The organism is Streptomyces sp. NPDC039423 (assembly GCF_055598725.1).
Genome location: NZ_JBVKAH010000004.1, coordinates 598,876 through 618,342, shown reverse-complemented (window position 1 = coordinate 618,342; position 19,467 = coordinate 598,876). Strand labels below are relative to the sequence as shown.

Here is a 19,467-nt window from a genome sequence, read left to right as displayed (position 1 = left end):
GCGCGCCCCGTCAGAGCCGGGCCAGCTCCTCCACCAGGTCGTCCAGCCCCAGCGGGCCCTGGGACAGCGCGGCCATGTGCCACTTCCTGGCGTCGAACGCGGCACCGTGCGCCAGGCGGGCCTTCTCCCGGCCCAGCAGCCAGGCGCGCTCGCCGAGCTTGTAGCCGATGGCCTGTCCGGGCACCGACAGGTAGCGGGTGAGCTCGCTCTCGACGAAGGCCGGCGGCCGGCTGGTGTGCCGCTGGAAGAACTCCTGCGCCAGCTCGGGCGTCCACCGCTCGCCGGGGTGGAACGGCGAGTCCGCCGGGATCTCCAGCTCCAGGTGCATGCCGATGTCCACGATCACCCGGCAGGCGCGCATCATCTGGCAGTCCAGGTAGCCCAGGCGCCGCTCCGGGTCGGGCAGGTAGCCGAGCTCGTCCATGAGCCGCTCCGCGTACAGCGCCCAGCCCTCCGCGTTGGCGCTGACGACACCGACGGTCGCCTGGTAGCGGGACAGCCGGTCGGCGACGTGCGTCCACTGGGCGATCTGGAGGTGGTGGCCGGGCACGCCCTCGTGGTACCAGGTCGACACCAGGTCGTACACCGGGAAGCGGGTCTCGCCGTCTACCGGCAGCCAGGTGCGGCCGGGGCGGGAGAAGTCCTCGGACGGGCCGGTGTAGTACGGGGCCGCCGCTCCGCCCGGCGGGGCGATCCGGGACTCCACCCTCCGCACCCGCTCGGCGAGTTCGAAGTGCGTGCCGTCCAGGGCCTCGATCACCTCGTCCATCAGCCGCTGGAGCCAGACCCGCACCTCCTCGACGCCCTCGATGTGGGTGCCGTGCTCGTCGAGGTGGGCGAGCGCCTCCCACGGCCCGGCGCCCGGCAGGATCTTCTCCGCCTCGGCCCGCATCTCGGCCAGCAGCCGGTGGTACTCGCTCCAGCCGTACGCGTACGCCTCGTCCAGGTCGCAGTCGCTGCCGTTGAAGTAGCGCGACCAGCGGGCGTAGCGCTCCCGGCCCACCGTGTCGGGCGCGCCCTTCACCGCCGGCGCGTACACGTCCCGCATCCAGTCGCGCAGGTCCGCCAGGGCTCGGGTGGCGACGCGCGCCGCCGGGTCCAGTTCCGAGCGCGACCCGGCGGGGGCGGCCGTCACGAACTCCTCGAACCAGCCGTGTCCCGCCCCCTCCGCGCCCACCCACTCGGTGAGCTGCCCGATGAAGGTCGCGGTGGCCCGGGGACCGGCCGGCAGCCCGCGCTCCAGGCCGAGTTCGAGCGACGCGCGGTACCCCTCGATCGCGGCCGGCACGGCGCGCAGCCGCTCGGCGACCACCCTCCAGTCGTCCCCGGTCTCCGTGGGCATCACGGTGAACACGATGCGCACCCGGTGCACGGGCGAGCGCATGTTGCTGACCGCGCGGAGTCCCTCGCCGGAGTCGTGGACGGCCAGTTCGGCGGTGAGGCGCTCCCGCAGGAGACGCCCGCACCGCCGCTCCACGCCGGCGCGGGCACCGGGCAGGCGCTCGGCCTCGTCGAGCCGGGCGAGCGTGTCACGGGCCAGCCGGGCGACCTCTTCCTGGCCGGCGGGGGAGAGGTCCGGAAGGAGTCCGGCGCTCTTCCGGACGCCCAGGTACGTACCGGTGATCGGGTCGAGGTCGACGAGCGCGTCGACATAGGCGTCGGCGACCATGCGGGGGAGCGCGCTGCTGGAGGTCTCTGGCATGAGGCCATCCTGGTATGCCACGGGCCTTGTCGTCACCCTCATCCGTCCCGGTCGGCTGACAAATGAGCGGGCGCGCCGGGCGGCAGGAGGGGCCCGCACTCCCACTGCTGGAAGATCAGCCGGGTCTCCACCCGGGCCACCTCCCGCTGCGAGGTGAACTCGTCGAGCACCAGTCGTTGCAGGTCGGAGGGGTCGGACACGGCCACGTGCACCAGGTAGTCGTCGGGGCCGGTCAGATGGAACAGGGCGCGCGACTCCGGCAGGGCGCGGATGCGCTCCACGAACGGGCCGATCAGCTCGCGGCGGTGGGGGCGCACCTGCACCAGCAGCAGCGCCTCCAGACCCCGGCCGATTTTGGCCGGATCGAGACGCAGCCGGTTCCCCAGCACGACACCCGTGCGCCGCAGTCGCGCCACCCGGTCCAGACAGGTGGAAGGGGCGACTCCGACCTCGGCGGCGAGCTCGCGGTAGGTGGTCCGGGCGTCGTTCTGCAAAAGGCGAAGTATGTGCAGATCGACCGTGTCCAACACGACAGAATCGGTCATTCGCCGAACGTAACACGGCGATTTTCGGCTACCGCCCGGTACATGTTCACAGTGCGGTCCATGGATGCCCTGTCTTACGACACCTCGCCCGCCCTCCCCACCCCGAGGGCGCTGGCCACCGAAGCCGTGCACGCCGGGCGCGACGACCTCGCCGCCCTGGGCCTGCACGCCGTGCCGCTCGACCTGTCGACCACGTACCCGTCGCACGACGCGAGGGGCGAGGCCGAGCGCATCGACGCGTTCGCCACCACCGGCGCCCGGCCGGACGGGCCGCCCGTCTACGCCCGGCTCGACAACCCCACCACCGCCCGCTTCGAGACGGCGCTCGCCCGGCTGGAGGGCACCGAGAGCGCCGTCGCGTTCGCCAGCGGCATGGCCGCCCTGACGGCCGTCCTGCTCGTCCGGGCGAGCATGGGCCTCCGGCACGTGGTGGCGGTCCGCCCCCTCTACGGGTGCAGCGACCACCTGCTCACCGCCGGGCTCCTCGGTACGGAGGTGACCTGGACGGACGTGGCGGGCATCGCGGACGCCATCCGCCCCGACACCGGCCTGGTGATGGTCGAGACCCCGGCCAACCCCACGCTCACCGAGGTGGACATCCGGGCGGTCGCCGAGGCCTGCGGCTCCGTGCCGCTCCTGGTCGACTCCACGTTCGCCACCCCGGTGCTCCAGCGCCCGGTGGAGCACGGGGCGCGGATCGTCCTGCACAGCGCCACCAAGTACCTCGGCGGCCACGGGGACGTCCTCGCGGGCGTGGTGGCCTGTGACGAGGAGTTCGCCGGCCGGCTGCGCCAGGTGCGGTTCGCCACCGGTGGCGTCCTGCACCCGCTGGCGAGTTACCTGCTGCTGCGCGGGCTGTCCACGCTCCCGGTCCGGATGCGGGCCGCCGCCACGACCGCCGCCGACCTGGCCCGCCGTCTCGCCGCCGACCCGCGGATCGCACGGGTGTACTACCCGGAGATCGGCGGGGCGATGGTCTCCTTCGAGGTGTTCGGCGACCCGCACGACGTGATCGCCGGGGTACGGCTGATCACGCCGGCGGTCAGCCTCGGCAGCGTCGACACCCTGATCCAGCACCCGGCCTCCATCAGTCACCGCATCGTGGACCAGGACGACCGCCGCTCGGCGGGCGTCAGCGACCGGCTGCTGCGGATGTCGGTCGGCCTGGAGGACGTCGAGGACCTGTGGCGGGACCTGACCGAGGCGCTCAGCGCTCGGCCCGGCCGGCCTGCCGCCGTGGAAGAGGCGCGGGCACACCGTTCAGCCGTGCGGTGATCACCAGGGTGCCCTCCTCGATCTGGTAGTCGAGCGGCAGGTTGAGCCCGCGCATCGCCGCGACCATGCCGGTGTTGGACGACTGGGTCACGGCGTAGACGCTCTCGCAGCCCGCCTCCAGCGCCAGCGCCACCAGGCGGGCCAGCAGTTCGGAACCGATGCCGCGGCGCTGCCACTCGTCCTCGACGAGCAGGGCCACCTCGGTCTCGTCGCCGTCCCACAGCAGGTGCCCGAGGGCGACCAGCCGGCCGGACGCCGTCTGTACGGCGAGGGTGCGCCCGAACCGGGGGCTGAGCAGGTGGTTCAGATAGCCGCGGGCGTCCCCCACCGGGCCGTGGTAGCGCAGGCCCAGGGTGCGGTCCGAGCAGCGGTCGTGCATGGCCCGGGCGGCCTCCAGGTCGCCCTGGTCGGCGCGCCGGACCGTGATCTCGTTCCCCTCCGGGAGGGTCAGCACGTCCTGGCTGCGCGGGATGCGCGGCCCGAGGCGGGCGTCCAGCTCCACCAGGGCGCGGGCCCGGGCGAACTCGGTGGGGGTGAACGGCAGATACGGCCGCTCGATGGTGAGGGCGCCACCGTGGGGGTCGCGCAGCCGCATCACCGTCTCCCCCCGCTCCAGGGCCCCCTCCACCGGTGCGGTCGCACCGGTGGGGCGGCCGGTCGGGGAGACGGCGGGCAGGGAGTGGATGGTGCACCGGCCGAGCAACTGGCGCAGCGCCAGCGGCAGTTCGGCGGCGTCGAGCGCGGTACGGGTGGCCAGGCCCAGCACCCGCGCCGGGGTGTCCACCAAGTCGTGCGCGTCGGCCCGCTCGGTCCACGTGCCGGTGCCGCCCGCCGCGGCGACCTCGCGGGCCAGGGCCGCCGCCTGGAGCGGGGCGGGCGCCCGCAGCAGGAACTCGTCGACCGTCCCGTCGGCCAGCGGGTGCGTCTGGAGGGTCAGGATGTCGACGCGCAGGCGGGCCAGCGCCGTGCACAGCGCGGCCAGGCTCCCCGGCTCGTCGCGCACGGTGGTCCGCATGCGCCACAGCACCGTCCCGGCCGCCGCCTCCCGTTCGGCGGCGGCCCCGGCCGGGCCGCCGCCGGTATCGGACGGGGCCGGCGGGGCATGGCTGTGGCGCCGGGCCCACCAGGTGTGGAACACGGCCGTCGCGACAAGGAGCACCGCCGACACGGCGAGGAGGTGCGGGCCGTGCGGACCGTGCACGATGGTGTTCGCGACCGCGTCCGCGACGGCCACGGCGGTGAACAGCGCGGCCAGTTCGACGAGGTCCCGCCGCCAGTGGTGGCGGCGGCGCGGGGTCTTAACAGGAGTCGCATCCGTCATGGCACCACTGTGACCCGGCGGTGTTGCGCGATCACGAACGTTCTGTGACTGATGGGTTAAGCGTCCCTCTGGTGATATAGGTCCGCTTTTCAACGGTTTGGTCCGCAGGGGATCGGGCGGCCCCGCCCGTCACCCGCCCGCCCGGTCGTCCCCCCGTGCGCCGCCCGCCATCAACCGCACCCCGCGCGCGATCCCGGCCGGCGTCAGATGGGCGTACCCGAGGACCAGGCGCACATCACCGTCGCCGGCCCGCGCCGTCCCGTAGTCGGACAGCGGCCGCAGCGCCACCCCGGCCGCCGCCGCCCGGGCCAGGAACGCCCCCTCCGCGCCGCCCGCTGCCCCGCGCGCCCCCGCGTCCCCCACCGCATCCGGCCGTCGCGGCGCCCAGCGCCCCGGCACGCGGGCGATCACATGGAGGCCCGCCGCGATGCCGCTGACCTCCGTACCCGGAAGGTGCTCCGCCAGGGCGGCTATGAGCGCGTCCCGCCGCTCCCGGTAGGCGCGCCCGCAGCGCCGCAACTGGCGATCGTAGCCACCGCTGGTGACGAAGTGGGCGAGCACCGCCTGGTCGAGCGACGGGTTGCCCAGGTCCATCGTCCGCTTGCGCTCGACGACCTCGTCGGCCAGGGACTCCGGCACCAGCATCCAGCCCAGCCGCAGCCCCGGCGCCAGGGACTTGCTGACGGAACCGGTGTACACCACCCGCTCCGGGTCCAGGCCCTGGAGGGCGCCCACGGGGGCCCGGTCGTAGCGGAAGTCGCCGTCGTAGTCGTCCTCCACCACCAGGCCGTCCACCGCCCGCGCCCACTCCAGCAGCCCGGCCCGGCGCCGCGCCGAGTACGCGATCCCGGACGGGAACTGGTGGGCGGGCGTGGTCACCACGGCCCGTACCCCGGAGGCCGCCAGTGGCCCGAGGGCGAGCCCCTCCGCGTCCAGCGGCAGGGGCACGGTCCGCAGCCCCGCCGACGCGAACAGGGCGGTGGGCTCCGGGCTCCCGGGGTCCTCGGTGCCCAGGGTCCGCATCCCGCGGGCGCCCAGGACGAAGCCGAGGAGCGTCATCGCCTGGGCCACGCCCGAGCACACCACCACCCGCTCCGGATCGGCCACCACCCCGCGCCGCCGCGCCAGCAGGCCGGCCAGGGCGGTGCGCAACTCCGGCAGCCCGCGCGGGTCGGGGTAGCCCAGCGCGTGGTGCGGCAGCCGGGACAGGGCCGCCTTGTGCGCGGCCGCCCAGGCGGTCCGGGGGAACAACGACAGGTCCGGTGTGCCGGGGCGGAAGTCCACGCGCGCGCCCGCGCCGCGCGGCGCCAGGTCCCGCGCGGCCGGCGCGGCCCGCCGCACGGCGTCGCCCACCCACGTCCCGGACCCCCGGCCGCTGCGCAGGTACCCCTCGGCCGTGAGCTGCTCGTACGCCTCCGTCACCAGCCCCCGGGAGACCCCCAGATCGGCCGCCAGCTCCCGGCTGGACGGCAGCCGCGTCCCGGCGGCGAGCCGCCCCGACCTGACCGCGTCCCGCAGCGCGGACTGAAGTGTCCGGCCGCGCCGCCGGGACGGCGCGGACACCGCCGGCAGCAGCAACTCCCAGGCGCTCCCGCCGGGTTCACCCGATCCCTCCGTCATGCTCCCGACCCTACGGCGGACCGGACCGCCCGGGCGCGAAGTGGTCCTCGAACCAGGGAGGGAAGTGGCCCTCCAACGGGACCGCCGACCCGCCTAGCGTCGACGCCATGAACGTGAACCGAACGCGGGGCGCGCTCCTCGCGGCCTTCGCCTGCGTCCTCGTCGGCGCCTCCTTCACCGCCAACGGCGTGCTCGGCGACTACCCGTACGCGGGCGGCCAGGCCCTCCGGTACGGGGTGGCCCTGCTGTTGCTGCTGCCGCTGGTCGCCCGGGGCCCGGCCACGGCGGTGCGCCGGCTGACCGCCCGCCAGTGGGCGCGGATCGCGGTGCTCGCGGCCGTGGGGATGGTCGGCTTCAACCTGGCCGTGCTGGCGGCCGAGCGCACCGCGGAACCCGCGGTCCCGGGCGTCTTCGTCGGCTGCGCGCCCGTGGTGGTCGCGGTCCTGGTGCCGGCCCTGGACGGCCGCCGGCCCACCCGGCCGGTGCTGTACGGGGCGCTGCTGGTCGCGGCCGGGGCGTTCACGGTGCAGGGGTGGGGGCGTACCGACCCGGCCGGGATCGCCTGGTCGGTGGCGGCGCTGGTGGGGGAGGTCGGGTTCGCCGTGCTGGCCGTGCCGGTGCTGCGGCCGCTGGGCCCGAAGCCGCTGACGGCCGTCGTGTGCGGCGTCGCCGCGGCCGAGGCGGCCCTGGTGGGGCTGGTGATGGACGGGGCGGACGCGCTGCGGGTGCCGACCGGACCGGAGGCGCTGGCCCTGCTGTGGCAGGCGGCGGTGGTCACGGTCGTCGGGTTCGTCTGCTGGTACATGGGCGTGCAGCGGATCGGGGCCGAGCGCGCCACCCTGTTCTCCGGGCTCATCCCGGTGTCGGCGGCGATGACCGCGCCGCTGGTCGCCACCGGCTCGTACGGGCTCGCCCAGGGCATCGGCAGCGCCCTGGTCGGCGGGGGTGTCGCGCTCGGCTCGGGCGTCCTCGTGCGCCGGTCAGCGGCTCCCGTCGAGCAGGACGCGCGCGACCAGGGCCGGGTCGTCGTTCATCGGCACGTGCCCGCACCCGGGCAGGCGCACCAGCCGGGCGGCGGGGACGGCCCGCTTGGCGCGCACCCCCTGGCGGCGCGGCAGCAGCCGGTCGCGGGTGCCCCACGCGATGGTGACGGGTAGTCCGGGGACGTCGTCCGTGACCCGGACCGCGCGCCCGGCGGCCAGTGTCAGGGCGAACCCGGCGGCTCCGCGCAGCGCGAGCGTCTCGGCCACCACGGCCTCGGGTGAACGGCGCCCGGGCCGGGCGTAGATGGTGCTGGTCAGGGCGGCCCGCCCGGCGGGCGACCGGGACAGCCACTCGATCACCGGCAGCGGCATCGCCGTGGCCCCCCGGCGCATGGCCAGCAGGGTCCCGAAGGCGTACCGCCGCTCGGCCGGCGTCCAGAAGCCGGCGGGCGAGAGCGCCGTCACCGACCGTACGAGCTTCTTCCGGCCCAGTTCCAGGGCCAGCAGCCCGCCCAGCGAATTGCCCGCCACGTGCGGCCGGTCGAGGCCCAGCGCCTCGATCAGGCCGCCGAGCACCGGCACCACCGTGGACAGGTCGTACGCGAATCCGTCGGGCAGCGCGGGGGAGGCGCCGAAGCCGGGCAGGTCGACGGCGATCACCTCCCGCTCGGCGGCCAGGATCCCCATCACCGGCCGCCAGGCCTGCCAGTGGTGGCCTATGCCGTGCAGCAGCAGCAACGGCTCCCCGTCGCCCATCCGCTCGTACTCCAGCGACACCCTGCCGGACCCCCGGGAGGACTCGACCGGGAAAGACACCTGTGCGGCCATGCTGCTGCTCCCTGTTCCCGACCCCGCGCCCCTGATGTAGACGCCGTGTCAGCAACAATTACCGCCCGGTAGCCGCGAGTTCAAGGGCCTGGTCGTTCCCGCCGTCCCGCCGTACCGCATGATGGGACGGTGGCAACCGACACCGGGACCGAACCCGGCACCGCGACCCCGACCGGGACCGTGACCGGGACGGAACCCGACGGCGCCGCCGCCGTCTTCGAGGCGCACCGGGCCGTCCTGACCGGAGTCGCCTACCGGATGCTCGGCCGGGTGGCCGACGCCGAGGACGTGGTCCAGGAGGCCTGGCTGCGCTGGTCCGCCGCCGCGCACGCGGACATCCGCGAGCCCCGCGCCTACCTCGTCCGCGTCACCACCCGCCTCGCCGTCGACCGGCTCCGCCAGGTGCGGGCGCGCCGCGAGGCGTACGTCGGCCCCTGGCTCCCCGAACCGCTCGTCACCGACTTCGGGCCGGCCGTCCCCGACACCGCCGAGCGCGCGGTGCTCGCCGACTCCGTGTCGCTCGCCGTCCTCGTCGTCCTGGAGTCCCTCTCGCCGCTGGAGCGGGCGGTGTTCGTGCTGCGCGAGGCCTTCGGCTTCCCGTACGCGGAGATCGCGGCCACCCTCGACCGGTCGGAGGCCGCCGTGCGCCAGCTCGCGGGCCGGGCCCGCCGCCACGTCGACGAGGGCAGGCCCCGGTACGACGTCGACCCCGCCGAGCGCCGCGACCTGACCGAGCGTTTCCTCACCGCGGCGGCGGGGGGCGACCTGGAGGGGCTGCTGGCCCTGCTCGCCCCGGATGCGCGGCTCATCGGCGACAGTGGCGGCAAGGCCAAGGCCCCGCTGCGGGTCATGGAGACCGCCGACAAGATCGGCCGCTTCCTCTGCGCGGTGGCGCGGGATCCGGCCACGTTCGGCGAGTTCCGCTCCCTGGAGGTCAACGGGGGGCCCGCGCTGCTGGTGCTCCTGGAGGGGCAGCCGGACTCGCTGACCCAGGTGGACGTCAAGGACGGCCTCATCCAGTGCATCTATATCGTGAGAAATCCTGACAAACTCGCCGCCTTGGTGTCCTAACTGCCCTCCCCTCGCCCTCCCTCGCCGGACCGGGCCCCGCCTCCCGACCTGGACGCGGGGCCCGCCGCCATGCCTCGCAGGCCGGTGCGCGAACACCCTGTGAACGCTCCGCGACAAGGCTCGACTCCGCTGCGTAACCGGCCGACGATTGGTCTTGACCAAGGGTGTGCGCCGCTTTATGGTCGCAAGGGTTAGTGCAGGAACCTTTAATAAACAAGGCACGGAAAGCCGCCGGGAGTCCGGCGATTGCGGAGGATCAGGGTGGGGACCACGCAGCTCGAACCGGTGCCGGAGCCCAAGTACTGGCACCTGAAGACCGTGCTCGGCGAAGCGCTGGACACCGACTTCTCGGTCGGGGAGATCCTGCCCAACGAGCGTGAACTGGCCGCCCGTTTCGGTGTCGCCCGCGCGACGCTCCGCCAGGCACTCGAACAGCTTGAGCTCGAGGGCCGCCTCCAGCGCCGCCGGGGCGTCGGCACCACCGTCGCACCGCCCCGCGTGGGCGTGGACGTCTCCACCGCCCAGGCCCGGTGGCCCGGCGCCGGCGAGGAGGCCTGGCAGCCCGTCGACTGCGCCCTCGCCGCCCCGCCCGCCGCCGTGGCCCGCCTCCTGGACCCGGCCGCCGCCGGCGAACCGGTGCACACCGTGCGCCGCCTCCGGCTGACGCACGGTCAGGCCGTCGCCGCCGAGCAGCTCTACGTGCCCGCCGGCTCCGTCCCGGACCTCACCGCCATCGACGCCTCCGGCGCGGCCCGCGCCCGCAGCGTCCTGCGCGAACTCCAGCGGCTCACCCTGGACGGCCAGGACCGTGCCGTCGAGCTCGGCTCCGCCCGCGCCGACGACGCCAAGGAGCTCGACCGGCTGCCCGGCGCCCCCGTCCTCGTCGTCACCACCCGGTACCTGTCGGCCGGCCGCACCGCCGCCGTCTCCGTCGCCACGTACCGCGCCGACACCTGCCGGCTGACCTTCGGCGACGCGGGCGACTTCGGCATCGCGTCCTGACCCCGCGGCCCGTCGCTCAGCGGCGGGCCGTCACCGTCCCCTCCACCGCGAAGAGCTGCTCCTCCACGTGGTCGAGCGCCAGCCGCAGCGCACCCGTCGCCACCGCCGCCTCGCCCAGCAGCGACAACGCCACCCGGGGCGGCCGCAGACAGAACCGTGCCAGCTCGTCCCGCAGCGGCTGGAGCACACCGTCCAGGCCGGCCGCCCAGCCGCCCACCACCACCAGCTCCGGGTCCAGCGCCAGCACCAGCGCCGCCACGTCGTGCACCAGCCGCTGGATGAACCGGTCCACCGCCGCCCTCGCCCGCGCGTCACCCTCCCGCGCCAGCGCGAAGACCTCCGCGACCGCCTGCTCGTCCAGCGGGTGCAGGGGCTCGTCCGTCGTCGACAGCAGCGTCTCCGGCGTCGCGCCCTGACCCAGCAGGTGCAGCGCGCCGATCTCCCCGGCCGCCCCGCCGAACCCCCGGTGCAGCCGCCCGCCGATCAGCGACCCCGCACCCGGACTCAGCCCGGCCAGGACGAAGACGATGTCGTCCGAGTCGGTCGCGGCGCCCTTCCACTGCTCGGCCACCGCCGCCGCGTTCGCGTCGTTCTCCACCAGCACCGGGCACCGGAACGACCGCCGCAGCCGCTCGCCCAGCGCCAGCCCCGTCCAGCCGGGCAGCGCCGTACCGAGCCGGATCGTGCCGTCCGCCTCCACGATCCCGGGCGTCCCCACGCCCACGGCCCGCAGGCTGCCACGGGCCACGCCGGTGCGCCGCAGCACGTCGGCGACCACCACCCGCACCCGCTCCAGCCGCTCGTCCGCCGAGGCCGTCTCCGAGACCTCCCGCGATCCGGCACCGATGATCCGTCCGTCCAGCCCCGACATCAGCGCGGCCACCCGGCGCGGACCGATCTCGATGCCCAGCAGGTGCCCCGCCTCCGCCCGGAACCGGAACCGGCGCGCCGGCCGCCCCTGGCGCCTGGCCTCGCCCTCCTCGGGCGCCGCCTCGACCACCAGCCCGTTGCCGATCAGCCCTTCGACCACGCCCTCGACGGTCGGCCGGGACAGGCCGGTGATCCTGGTCAGATCGGTGAGCGTGCGCGCGTCCGCGCCCCGCAGCGCATGGAGTACCACCGCGGAGTTGATCCGCCGCAGCAGCGACGGGTCCCCGCCGGTCAGCCGCCCCACAGTGTGTCCTCCCAGCTCGCGCGATGTCTGCCGGATGGTACTCAATGATCCGGCCACCTCGTCACACCCCTTGCCCCTGGTGCGCCGGTCACACCGACAGCCGCCGCGCGGACCACCCCGCGCACCGCCCGGGGCCCGCTCCGGACCGCCCCCGGACCGCCCCCGGGTCGCCCCGCGGGGCCGTCCGGAATGCGGACGGTCCCCCTCGCCGCCCGCCGCACGGGGTGCGCCTGACGGAACGCCAATTGTCAGTGGTGGCGGCTTTACTGGAGCCATGACCACCGCACGGCACCTGACGGCCATCGACCGGCTGCGCTCCCTCCCGTTCCCCGGGGAGTCGGGCAGAACGGACGGGGCCCGCAGCGGTGTTGGCTTCCACATCGGTGAACTCGCCACCAGCGAGGACTTCTGGGAGGACGACGGCACCCGCCGCGAGGCCGTCGAGGACCAGTACGAAGCGGAGCGCGACGCCCTCGCGGCGCTGCTGACCGCCCGCTGGGGCGCACCGCAGGTCTTCAGCCTGTGGTCGCTGTGGGACCGGGCCATGTCCGGCGAGGAGATACCCGAGCCGTGGGTCACGCTCAGCCAGTCGGTGCCCGACGTCCAGCTCTGGCGGGCCGACGGGCGCTGGATAGCCCTGGGCGTCTCCCAGTGGGACGACGAACTGCCGTTCCAGCTCCTCGCCGCCGTGACCGACGTCGACCCGTCCTAGGGGGACACCCCCTAGGACGGGTCCGCCTGGGAAGTGCGCCGGGAGTCGCGTCCGGCGCCGCCGCCCGCCCCGGTGGGTGCGTCCCGGTCGTCCTGGGCGGCCCGCCGCAGCCGGGCGAACTCCTCCGCCATCGTCTCCAGCGTCCAGTGCGCGTTCAGCCCGCTGGGATTGGGCAGCGCCCAGATCCGGGTGTCGCCGATCGTCCGCTCCTGCGGCCCGATCCGGGCCCTGGGCTCGTGGAAGGCCGTGCGGTACGCGGTGATGCCCGCCACCGCGAGCCAGCGCGGGCGCAGCCGCTCCACCTTCAGCTCCAGCAGCCGGCCCCCCTCGCGGAACTCCTCGTCGTCGAGCTCGTCGGCACGCGCGCTCGCCCGGGCGACCACGTTGGTGATGCCCAGCCCGTAGCGCAGCAGCTCGTCCTGCTCGGACGGGCGCAACTGCCGCGGGGTGAATCCGGACCGGTGCAGCACGGGCCAGAAGCGGTTCCCGGGGCGGGCGAAGTGGTGGCCCGTCGCGGCCGACATCAGCCCCGGGTTGATGCCGCAGAACAGCACGGACAGGCCGCCCGCGATCACATCGGGGACGATGCGGTCACGGGCGGCCAGGAGTTCCTGAGGTGTCATACGGGTCGTGTGCCCCGCGTCAGAGGATCGCACCCGGGACGTAACCGGCGGCGTCCGGATGCTGCTTGGCGATCTCCTCGATCCGGGCGACGAGCACCCCGACCTGGTCGGCGGCGGCGCCCGTGAAGGACAGCTTGTCCGCCATCGCCGCGTCCAGCTGCGCCCGGTCCAGCGGGATGCGCTCGTCGGCGGCGAGCTTGTCCAGAAGCTCGTTGCGCTCGGCGCCCCGCTCGCGCATGGCCAGCGCCGACGCCACGGCGTTCTCCTTGATGGCCTCGTGGGCCACCTCGCGGCCGACCCCGGCCCGCACCGAGGCCATCAGCACCTTGGTGGTGGCCAGGAACGGCAGGTAGCGGTCCAGCTCGCGGGCGACGACCGCCGGGAACGCGCCGAACTCGTCGAGCACCGTGAGGAACGTTTCCAGCAGTCCGTCCAGCGCGAAGAACGCGTCGGGCAGCGCCACCCGGCGGACCACCGAGCAGGACACGTCGCCCTCGTTCCACTGGTCGCCCGCCAGCTCGCCGGTCATCGACGCGTAACCGCGCAGGATGACCATCAGGCCGTTGACGCGCTCGCAGGAGCGGGTGTTCATCTTGTGCGGCATGGCGGAGGAGCCGACCTGGCCGGGCTTGAAGCCCTCGGTGACCAGCTCGTGCCCGGCCATCAGCCGGACCGTCTTGGCCAGCGACGAGGGCGCGGACGCGAGCTGCACCAGCGCGGTGACGACCTCGTAGTCGAGGGAGCGCGGGTAGACCTGGCCGACCGAGGTGAAGGCGTGGGCGAAGCCCAGGTGCCCGGCGATCCGCTGCTCCAGCTCGGCCAGCTTCCCGGCGTCCCCGCCCAGCAGGTCCAGCATGTCCTGCGCCGTGCCGACCGGGCCCTTGATGCCGCGCAGCGGGTAGCGGCCCAGCAGCTCCTCCAGGCGCGCGTACGCCACCAGCAGCTCGTCCGCCGCGGTGGCGAACCGCTTGCCGAGGGTCGTGGCCTGGGCGGCGACGTTGTGCGAGCGGCCCGCCATGACCAGCTCGCCGTACTCGCCCGCCAGCTTGCCCAGCCGGGCCAGCACCGCCACCGTGCGGTCGCGCACCAGCTCCAGCGACAGCCGGATCTGGAGCTGCTCCACGTTCTCGGTGAGGTCGCGGGAGGTCATGCCCTTGTGGACCTGCTCGTGGCCCGCCAGCGCGTTGAACTCCTCGATCCGCGCCTTCACGTCATGGCGCGTGACCTTCTCGCGCTCCGCGATCGACGCCAGGTCGACCTGGTCGAGCACCCGCTCGTAGTCGGCGAGCGCGGCCTCCGGCACCTCGATCCCGAGGTCCTTCTGGGCACGCAGCACGGCCAGCCACAGTTGGCGCTCCAGCTTCACCTTCTGCTCGGGGGACCAGAGGACGGCGAGCTCCGCGGAGGCGTAGCGGCCGGCCAGGACGTTCGGGATGCGAGGCTTCGCAGACACAGCAGTCACGTGACCAGATTCTACTGGCGGTTTCTGCAGGTCGGCGCCGCGGTCCGGATTGTGGCTTGCTACGAACGCGGGACTACGGGAGCGGCGTCCCGTCGTCGAGGAGGTACGGCGCCAGCTCCGGGCGCTTGGCGGGCCGCCCGTCGCCGGAGGACCGGCCGGTCAGCCGGCGCCCTATCCACGGCCCCAAGTGCTGCCGGGCGAACCGGACGTCGCCGATCCGCCGGGCCAGCCAGGCGGTCGGCACCGCCGGGGGCAGGGGCGCCCGCCAGTCCTCCGCCGGCTCCAGGCCGAGGGCCTGCCACACCGCCTCGGCCACCCGCCGGTGGCCCTCCGTGGTCAGGTGCAGCCGGTCCAGGTCCCACAGCCGCGGGTCGCCCATCACGTCGGCGCCGTACAGGTCGACGAGGACGGCGCCGTGCCGGTCGGCCAGCTCGCCCACGTACCCGAAGAGCTCCTCCATGCGCGGCCGGAACCGCTCCATGACGGGGCCGTTGCGGCCGGGGCTGCGCATCAGGACGAGCCGCCCGCACGAGGGGGCCAGCCGCTCCACGGCCTCCTCCAGCAGCCCGCGCACCCGGCCCATGTCGCACGTGGCGCGCAGCGTGTCGTTCAGCCCGCCGACCAGGGTCACGACGTCCGCCTTCATGGCCGCCGCCAGGTCCACCTGCTCGTCGACGATCTGGCCGATCAGCTTGCCGCGCACGGCGAGGTTCGCGTAACGGAAGCCGGGCGTGCGGGCCGCGAGACGTGCCGCCAGCACATCGGCCCACCCCCGGTAGGAGCCGTCGGGCAGCAGGTCGGACATGCCCTCGGTGAAGCTGTCGCCGACCGCGACGAAACTGTTGTAGGTGGCATTCATCTCCATGGCGGAGTGATCGTACCGTGCGGGCCGGACGGGCCGGCGGGGGAGCGGACCCGTGCCCGCCCCCGCCGCCCCTGCCGGACACTCCCTAGGCGGCCGGGCGGCCGACCAGTTCGCGCAGCACGTCCTCCATGGTGACGAGGCCGGCCGGCTTGCCGTCGTCGTCGAGCACCGCCGCCAGGTGCGTGCGGCTGCGGCGCATGGCCGTCAGCACGTCGTCCAGCGGCGTGGCCGCCCGAACCCGGGCGATCGGGCGCATCGCCGACACCGGGAACGGCAGGTCGCGCGGGACGGCGTCCAGGGCGTCCTTCACGTGGAGGTAGCCCAGGATCCGCCGGGCCGAGTCGATCACCGGGAAGCGGGAGAACCCGGACTCGGCGGCCAGCGCCTCCAACTGCTCCGGTGTGGTGCCGACCCGGGCGTACACCACCCGCTCGACCGGCATCACCACGTCCCGCACCGGACGGCGCCCCAGCTCCAGGGCGTCGTGCAGCCGCTCGGCCGCCCGGTCGTCCAGGAGACCGGCGTCACCGGCGTCCGTGACCATCCGGGCCAGCTCGTCGTCGGAGAAGGTCGCCGACACCTCGTTCTTCGTCTCCACCCGCATCAGCTTCAGCAGGGCGTTGGCGAACGCGTTGATCGTGAAGATCACCGGCTTCAGCGCCCGCGCCAGCGCCACCAGCGGCGGGCCCAGCAGCAGCGCCGTGCGCGTCGGCTCGGCCAGGGCGATGTTCTTCGGCACCATCTCGCCGAGCAGCATGTGCAGGTAGGTGGCGAGGGACAGCGCGATCACGAACGAGATCGGGTGCACCAGCCCGTGCGGTACGCCCATGACGTCGAACACCGGCTCCAGCAGGTGGGCGATGGCGGGCTCGGCGACGACACCGAGCACCAGGGTCGACAGGGTGATGCCGAGCTGGGCCGCGGCGAGCAGCGCCGAGACGTGCTCCAGCCCCCAGATGACGCTGCGCGCCCGCCGGTCGCCGGCCTCCGCCTCCGGTTCGATCTGGCTGCGGCGTACGGAGATCATGGCGAACTCCGCGCCGACGAAGAACGCGTTGACGACCAGCGTCAGAAGGCCGATCAGCAACTGGATCGCGGTCATCGGCCCGCCTCCCCGTCCTCGTGGGCTCCGTACCAGCCGCCACCGCCACCGCCACCGCCGTGCCGGCCGCCGCCGTCGTCACTGCTGTCGTTGTTCGCCGGTCCGCCCGCCGGGGCGTGCAGCAGGACCCGTGCGGCGCGGCGGCCGGAGGCGTCGACCACGTCGAGCAGCCAGCCGTCCACCGCGACGCTGTCGCCGACGGCGGGGATGCGGCCCAGCTCGGTGGCCATCAGTCCGGCGAGGGTCTCGTACGGGCCGTCCGGCACGCGCAGGCCGATCGTCTCGAGCTGGTCCGTGCGGGCGGCGCCGTCCGCCGACCACAGGGCCCGCCCGTCGGCGTCCTCGCCGGCCGGGGCCAGGTCCGGTGTCTCGTGCGGGTCGTGCTCGTCGCGGACCTCGCCGACGACCTCCTCGACGATGTCCTCCAGCGTCACGACGCCGGCCGTACCGCCGTACTCGTCTATGACGACGGCCATGGTCGTCTTGCCCGACAGCCTGTCCAGCAGCCGGTCCACGGTCAGCGACTCCGGGACGAGCAGCGGCTCGCGGAGGATCTCCGCGACGGGCTTGAGGCGCCGCCGGCCGGCGGGGACGGTCAGGACGTCCTTGATGTGCGCGATGCCGATGACCGAGTCCAGGCTGCCCCGGTAGACGGGGAAGCGGGACAGACCGGTGGCGCGGGTGGCGTTGGCGACGTCCTCGGCGGTGGCCTGGGCCTCCAGGGCGGTCACCTGGACGCGCGGCGTCATCACGTTCTCCGCGGTCAGCTCGGCGAGGTTCAGGGTGCGGACGAACAGCTCGGCGGTGTCCGCCTCCAGGGCGCCCTCCCGCGCGGAGTGGCGGGCCAGGGCCACCAGCTCCTGCGGGCTGCGGGCGGTCGCCAGCTCCTCGGCCGGCTCCAGGCCCAGCCGGCGCACGATGCGGTTGGCCGTGTTGTTGAGGTGGCTGATCAGCGGCCGGAACGCGGTGGTGAAGAACCGCTGCGGGGTGGCGACCACCTTGGCGACACTGAGCGGCGAGGAGATGGCCCAGTTCTTGGGGACCAGTTCGCCGACCACCATCAGGACGACCGTCGACAGGGCCGTACCGAGGACGAGAGCCGCCGAGGACGCCACGGACGCGGAGAGGCCGAGGGCCTGGAGCGGCCCGCGGATGAGCTTGGAGATGGACGGCTCGGCCAGCATGCCGACGACGAGGTTCGTGACGGTGATGCCGAGCTGGGCGCCGGAGAGCTGGAAGGTGAGGGAGCGTACGGCCTTCAGCGCGCCGGCCGCCCCCCGCTCACCCCGCTCGACCGCCCGTTCGAGCTCGGCGCGCTCGACCGTCGTCAGCGAGAACTCGGCCGCGACGAACGCGCCGCATGCGACGGAGAGCAGCAGCGCCACGAGGAGCAGGAGCACTTCGGTCATCGGTTCACCTCCGTTCCATGATCAGCCACGGAGGCTCCGGATGCGCGATCTCGACTACGGCCACTACTGGGAGGCTCGCCCATGGGCGGACGCTCACACCTTCCGATCGAGGGTGAATTGGTCCACCCATGGTAAAGGATCAGCAAAGTGGTCAGTGGCCGGTGGGGCGGTCGCCCTTGCGGAAGACCCGGGCGACTCCCAGGTCACCGACTGGGGCGCGCTCGTCGTCGCCGTCAGCCGGCGCGGGACCTGGCCCGGCTGGTCAAGGGTGGAGGCGCGGACGTGCGCGCCAGCGCCGCGGAGCCGCGCCGCTGGAGCCGCTGACTCCCTTTGTGCGGAATCGCTGGAACCGCTCCGTCCGTTCCGGTGTGCCGTTACGTTCCGCCCCATGACACCCACACGGAACACACGTACGAGGCGGATCGCCGTCGCCGTCGCGGGCACCGCCGCGGCCGTGGTGCTGAGCATCGGCGGTGCCCCCGCGGCCGGCGGCTCCGGCGAGGCCCCGGCCGCCGGGCCGTCCGCGCACACGGCCACCCCGGAGCCGACCACACCGCCGGACGGTGACAGCGGCGGCACCACGGGCGGCGACAGCGAGGGCGGCACCGGCGGCTCCGGTTCGGGCGGCGGCGACGTCGACGGCGGGAGCATCGCCGGCGTGGACACGGGCGGCTCCGGTTCCGGCGGCGGCGACACCGGTGGTTCCGGTTCGGGCGGCGGCGACACCGGCGGTGGCGGCATCACCGGCGGTTCCGGTTCTGCTTCCGGCGGCGGGGACCCGGACCCGACGTCCACCCCCGGCCCCACCGACCCCTCCGTCCCGCCCCACATCGCCGACCTCACCAAGCGCATCGACGAACTGGACGCCAAGGTCGAGCAACTGCCCACCAAGAAGGAACTCGCCGACGCCCTGCGCGCCATGGCCGACCAACTGGAGAAGTGACCGGGCCGCCCCGCCGCCGTCCGCACCGGGACGCGCTCAGTGGACGGACAGCCCGCCGTCCACGAAGAGCGCGTGCCCGGTGACGTACGCCGAGGACGGGCTCGCGAGGAACACCGCCGCGCCGGCGAAGTCCTCCGCCCGCCCGTTGCGGCCCGCCATCGTGCGCGCGGCCAGCTCCGCCATCGTGTCGGGGTCCTCCTGGAGCCGTGCGTTGAGCGGGGTCGGCACGAAACCCGGCACCAGGGTGTTGACCGTGACGCCGTACGGCGACCACGCCTCGGCCTGCGAGCGGGCCAGCGACTCCAGACCGCCCTTCGACACCCCGTACACCCCGCTCCGCACGAAGGCCCGGTGCGCCTGCTGCGAGGTGACGTGGATGATCCGCCCGAAGCCCCGCTCCGCCATGCCCGGACCGAAACGCTCACCCAGCAGGAAGGGAGCCTCCAGGTTCACCGCCATGGTGGCGTCCCAGACGTCCTCGCCCACCTCGCCCATCGGCGGGCGCAGGTTGATCCCCGCGCTGTTGACGAGGACGTCGGGCTCCCCGTACACCTCCGCCGCAGCCTCGGCGGCGGCCCGCACCCCGGCACGGCCGGACAGGTCGCCGCTCACCCACGCGGCGCGGCAGCCGTCGGCCACCAGCTCGTCCACGGTGGCCGCCAGCTCCGCCTCCCGGCGCGCCACGATCACCACGCTCGCCCCGGCCCGCGCCAGCGCCCCGGCGATCGACCGGCCGATGCCGGAACTGCCACCGGTCACCAGGGCCACCCGGCCGTCCAGCGAGAACAGATGGGAGAGGTACGTGGGAATGGTCATCCCCGAACCCTAGT

The 19,467-nt window shown here is 74.4% G+C and carries 17 protein-coding genes and 1 pseudogene; 6 read left to right on the top strand and 12 right to left on the bottom strand.

Features of this window, described 5'->3' with window-relative positions; translation table 11 throughout:
• Positions 1-10 precede the first annotated feature (10 nt).
• Both ACZ7LK_RS16935 and ACZ7LK_RS16930 read right to left on the bottom strand, forming a co-directional pair.
• Positions 11-1,702, bottom strand: a complete 1,692-nt coding sequence (locus ACZ7LK_RS16935; RefSeq protein ID WP_471141467.1) for a DUF885 domain-containing protein — start codon at positions 1,700-1,702, stop codon at positions 11-13.
• 38 nt (positions 1,703-1,740) lie between these two features.
• Positions 1,741-2,247: an Lrp/AsnC family transcriptional regulator gene (locus tag ACZ7LK_RS16930; RefSeq protein ID WP_392273346.1), complete on the bottom strand. Its 507-nt coding sequence runs from the start codon at positions 2,245-2,247 to the stop codon at positions 1,741-1,743.
• 60 nt (positions 2,248-2,307) lie between these two features.
• Here ACZ7LK_RS16930 and ACZ7LK_RS16925 point away from each other — a divergent pair, with 60 nt between their 5' ends.
• Complete coding sequence (locus ACZ7LK_RS16925; protein ID WP_471141463.1) at positions 2,308-3,522, top strand: trans-sulfuration enzyme family protein; 1,215 nt, start codon at positions 2,308-2,310, stop codon at positions 3,520-3,522.
• On the opposite strand, the gene ACZ7LK_RS16920 is transcribed toward ACZ7LK_RS16925, so the two are convergent.
• The gene (locus tag ACZ7LK_RS16920; protein WP_469462702.1) at positions 3,455-4,843 is read right to left on the bottom strand and encodes a GNAT family N-acetyltransferase; all 1,389 of its coding nucleotides are present in this window, start codon (positions 4,841-4,843) and stop codon (positions 3,455-3,457) included. The two genes, ACZ7LK_RS16925 and ACZ7LK_RS16920, sit on opposite strands and share 68 nt — an antisense overlap.
• Positions 4,844-4,972: 129 nt before the next feature.
• The gene (gene pdxR / locus ACZ7LK_RS16915; RefSeq protein ID WP_469462700.1) at positions 4,973-6,463 is read right to left on the bottom strand and encodes a MocR-like pyridoxine biosynthesis transcription factor PdxR; all 1,491 of its coding nucleotides are present in this window, start codon (positions 6,461-6,463) and stop codon (positions 4,973-4,975) included.
• 107 nt (positions 6,464-6,570) lie between these two features.
• Here pdxR and ACZ7LK_RS16910 point away from each other — a divergent pair.
• Positions 6,571-7,407: pseudogene (locus ACZ7LK_RS16910) on the top strand (DMT family transporter); the annotation flags it as partial.
• 36 nt (positions 7,408-7,443) lie between these two features.
• On the opposite strand, the gene ACZ7LK_RS16905 reads toward ACZ7LK_RS16910, so the two are convergent.
• Positions 7,444-8,274, bottom strand: a complete 831-nt coding sequence (locus ACZ7LK_RS16905) for an alpha/beta fold hydrolase (protein ID WP_469462698.1) — start codon at positions 8,272-8,274, stop codon at positions 7,444-7,446.
• A 180-nt stretch (positions 8,275-8,454) separates the two neighbouring features.
• On the opposite strand from ACZ7LK_RS16905, the gene ACZ7LK_RS16900 reads away from it, so the two are divergent.
• Both ACZ7LK_RS16900 and ACZ7LK_RS16895 read left to right on the top strand, forming a co-directional pair.
• Positions 8,455-9,345 carry an RNA polymerase sigma-70 factor gene (locus tag ACZ7LK_RS16900; RefSeq protein WP_469462769.1) on the top strand — a complete coding sequence of 297 codons (891 nt, stop codon included), beginning with the start codon at positions 8,455-8,457 and terminating at the stop codon, positions 9,343-9,345.
• Positions 9,346-9,606: 261 nt separating this feature from the next.
• Positions 9,607-10,347 carry a GntR family transcriptional regulator gene (locus ACZ7LK_RS16895; protein ID WP_392273352.1) on the top strand — a complete coding sequence of 247 codons (741 nt, stop codon included), beginning with the start codon at positions 9,607-9,609 and terminating at the stop codon, positions 10,345-10,347.
• A 16-nt stretch (positions 10,348-10,363) separates the two neighbouring features.
• On the opposite strand, the gene ACZ7LK_RS16890 is transcribed toward ACZ7LK_RS16895, so the two are convergent.
• A complete protein-coding gene (locus ACZ7LK_RS16890; RefSeq protein ID WP_469462695.1) occupies positions 10,364-11,521 on the bottom strand; it encodes an ROK family transcriptional regulator in 1,158 nt (385 codons plus the stop codon).
• Between the two features lie 274 nt (positions 11,522-11,795).
• Between ACZ7LK_RS16890 and ACZ7LK_RS16885 the strand changes: the two genes are divergently transcribed.
• Positions 11,796-12,233 carry a hypothetical protein gene (locus tag ACZ7LK_RS16885; protein ID WP_471141459.1) on the top strand — a complete coding sequence of 146 codons (438 nt, stop codon included), beginning with the start codon at positions 11,796-11,798 and terminating at the stop codon, positions 12,231-12,233.
• Between the two features lie 11 nt (positions 12,234-12,244).
• On the opposite strand, the gene mug is transcribed toward ACZ7LK_RS16885, so the two are convergent.
• From mug to ACZ7LK_RS16860, 5 genes are all read right to left on the bottom strand, one after another.
• Positions 12,245-12,856, bottom strand: a complete 612-nt coding sequence (gene mug, locus ACZ7LK_RS16880) for a G/U mismatch-specific DNA glycosylase (RefSeq protein WP_392273355.1) — start codon at positions 12,854-12,856, stop codon at positions 12,245-12,247.
• A gap of 19 nt (positions 12,857-12,875) precedes the next feature.
• Complete coding sequence (purB, locus tag ACZ7LK_RS16875; protein ID WP_392273356.1) at positions 12,876-14,318, bottom strand: adenylosuccinate lyase; 1,443 nt, start codon at positions 14,316-14,318, stop codon at positions 12,876-12,878.
• A gap of 73 nt (positions 14,319-14,391) precedes the next feature.
• A complete protein-coding gene (locus ACZ7LK_RS16870) occupies positions 14,392-15,183 on the bottom strand; it encodes an SGNH/GDSL hydrolase family protein (protein ID WP_469462688.1) in 792 nt (263 codons plus the stop codon).
• Positions 15,184-15,268: 85 nt separating this feature from the next.
• A complete protein-coding gene (locus tag ACZ7LK_RS16865; protein WP_392273358.1) occupies positions 15,269-16,285 on the bottom strand; it encodes a hemolysin family protein in 1,017 nt (338 codons plus the stop codon).
• Positions 16,282-17,694, bottom strand: a complete 1,413-nt coding sequence (locus tag ACZ7LK_RS16860) for a hemolysin family protein (protein WP_471141454.1) — start codon at positions 17,692-17,694, stop codon at positions 16,282-16,284. Before ACZ7LK_RS16860 ends, ACZ7LK_RS16865 begins: the two co-directional genes overlap by 4 nt.
• Before the next feature lie 388 nt (positions 17,695-18,082).
• Here ACZ7LK_RS16860 and ACZ7LK_RS16855 point away from each other — a divergent pair, with 388 nt between their 5' ends.
• On the top strand, positions 18,083-18,637 hold the full coding sequence (locus ACZ7LK_RS16855) for a hypothetical protein (RefSeq protein ID WP_471141451.1): 555 nt from the start codon (positions 18,083-18,085) through the stop codon (positions 18,635-18,637).
• A gap of 36 nt (positions 18,638-18,673) precedes the next feature.
• Here ACZ7LK_RS16855 and ACZ7LK_RS16850 read toward each other — a convergent pair whose 3' ends face one another.
• Positions 18,674-19,453: an SDR family NAD(P)-dependent oxidoreductase gene (locus ACZ7LK_RS16850; RefSeq protein ID WP_392273361.1), complete on the bottom strand. Its 780-nt coding sequence runs from the start codon at positions 19,451-19,453 to the stop codon at positions 18,674-18,676.
• Between the last annotated feature and the right edge of the window lie 14 nt (positions 19,454-19,467).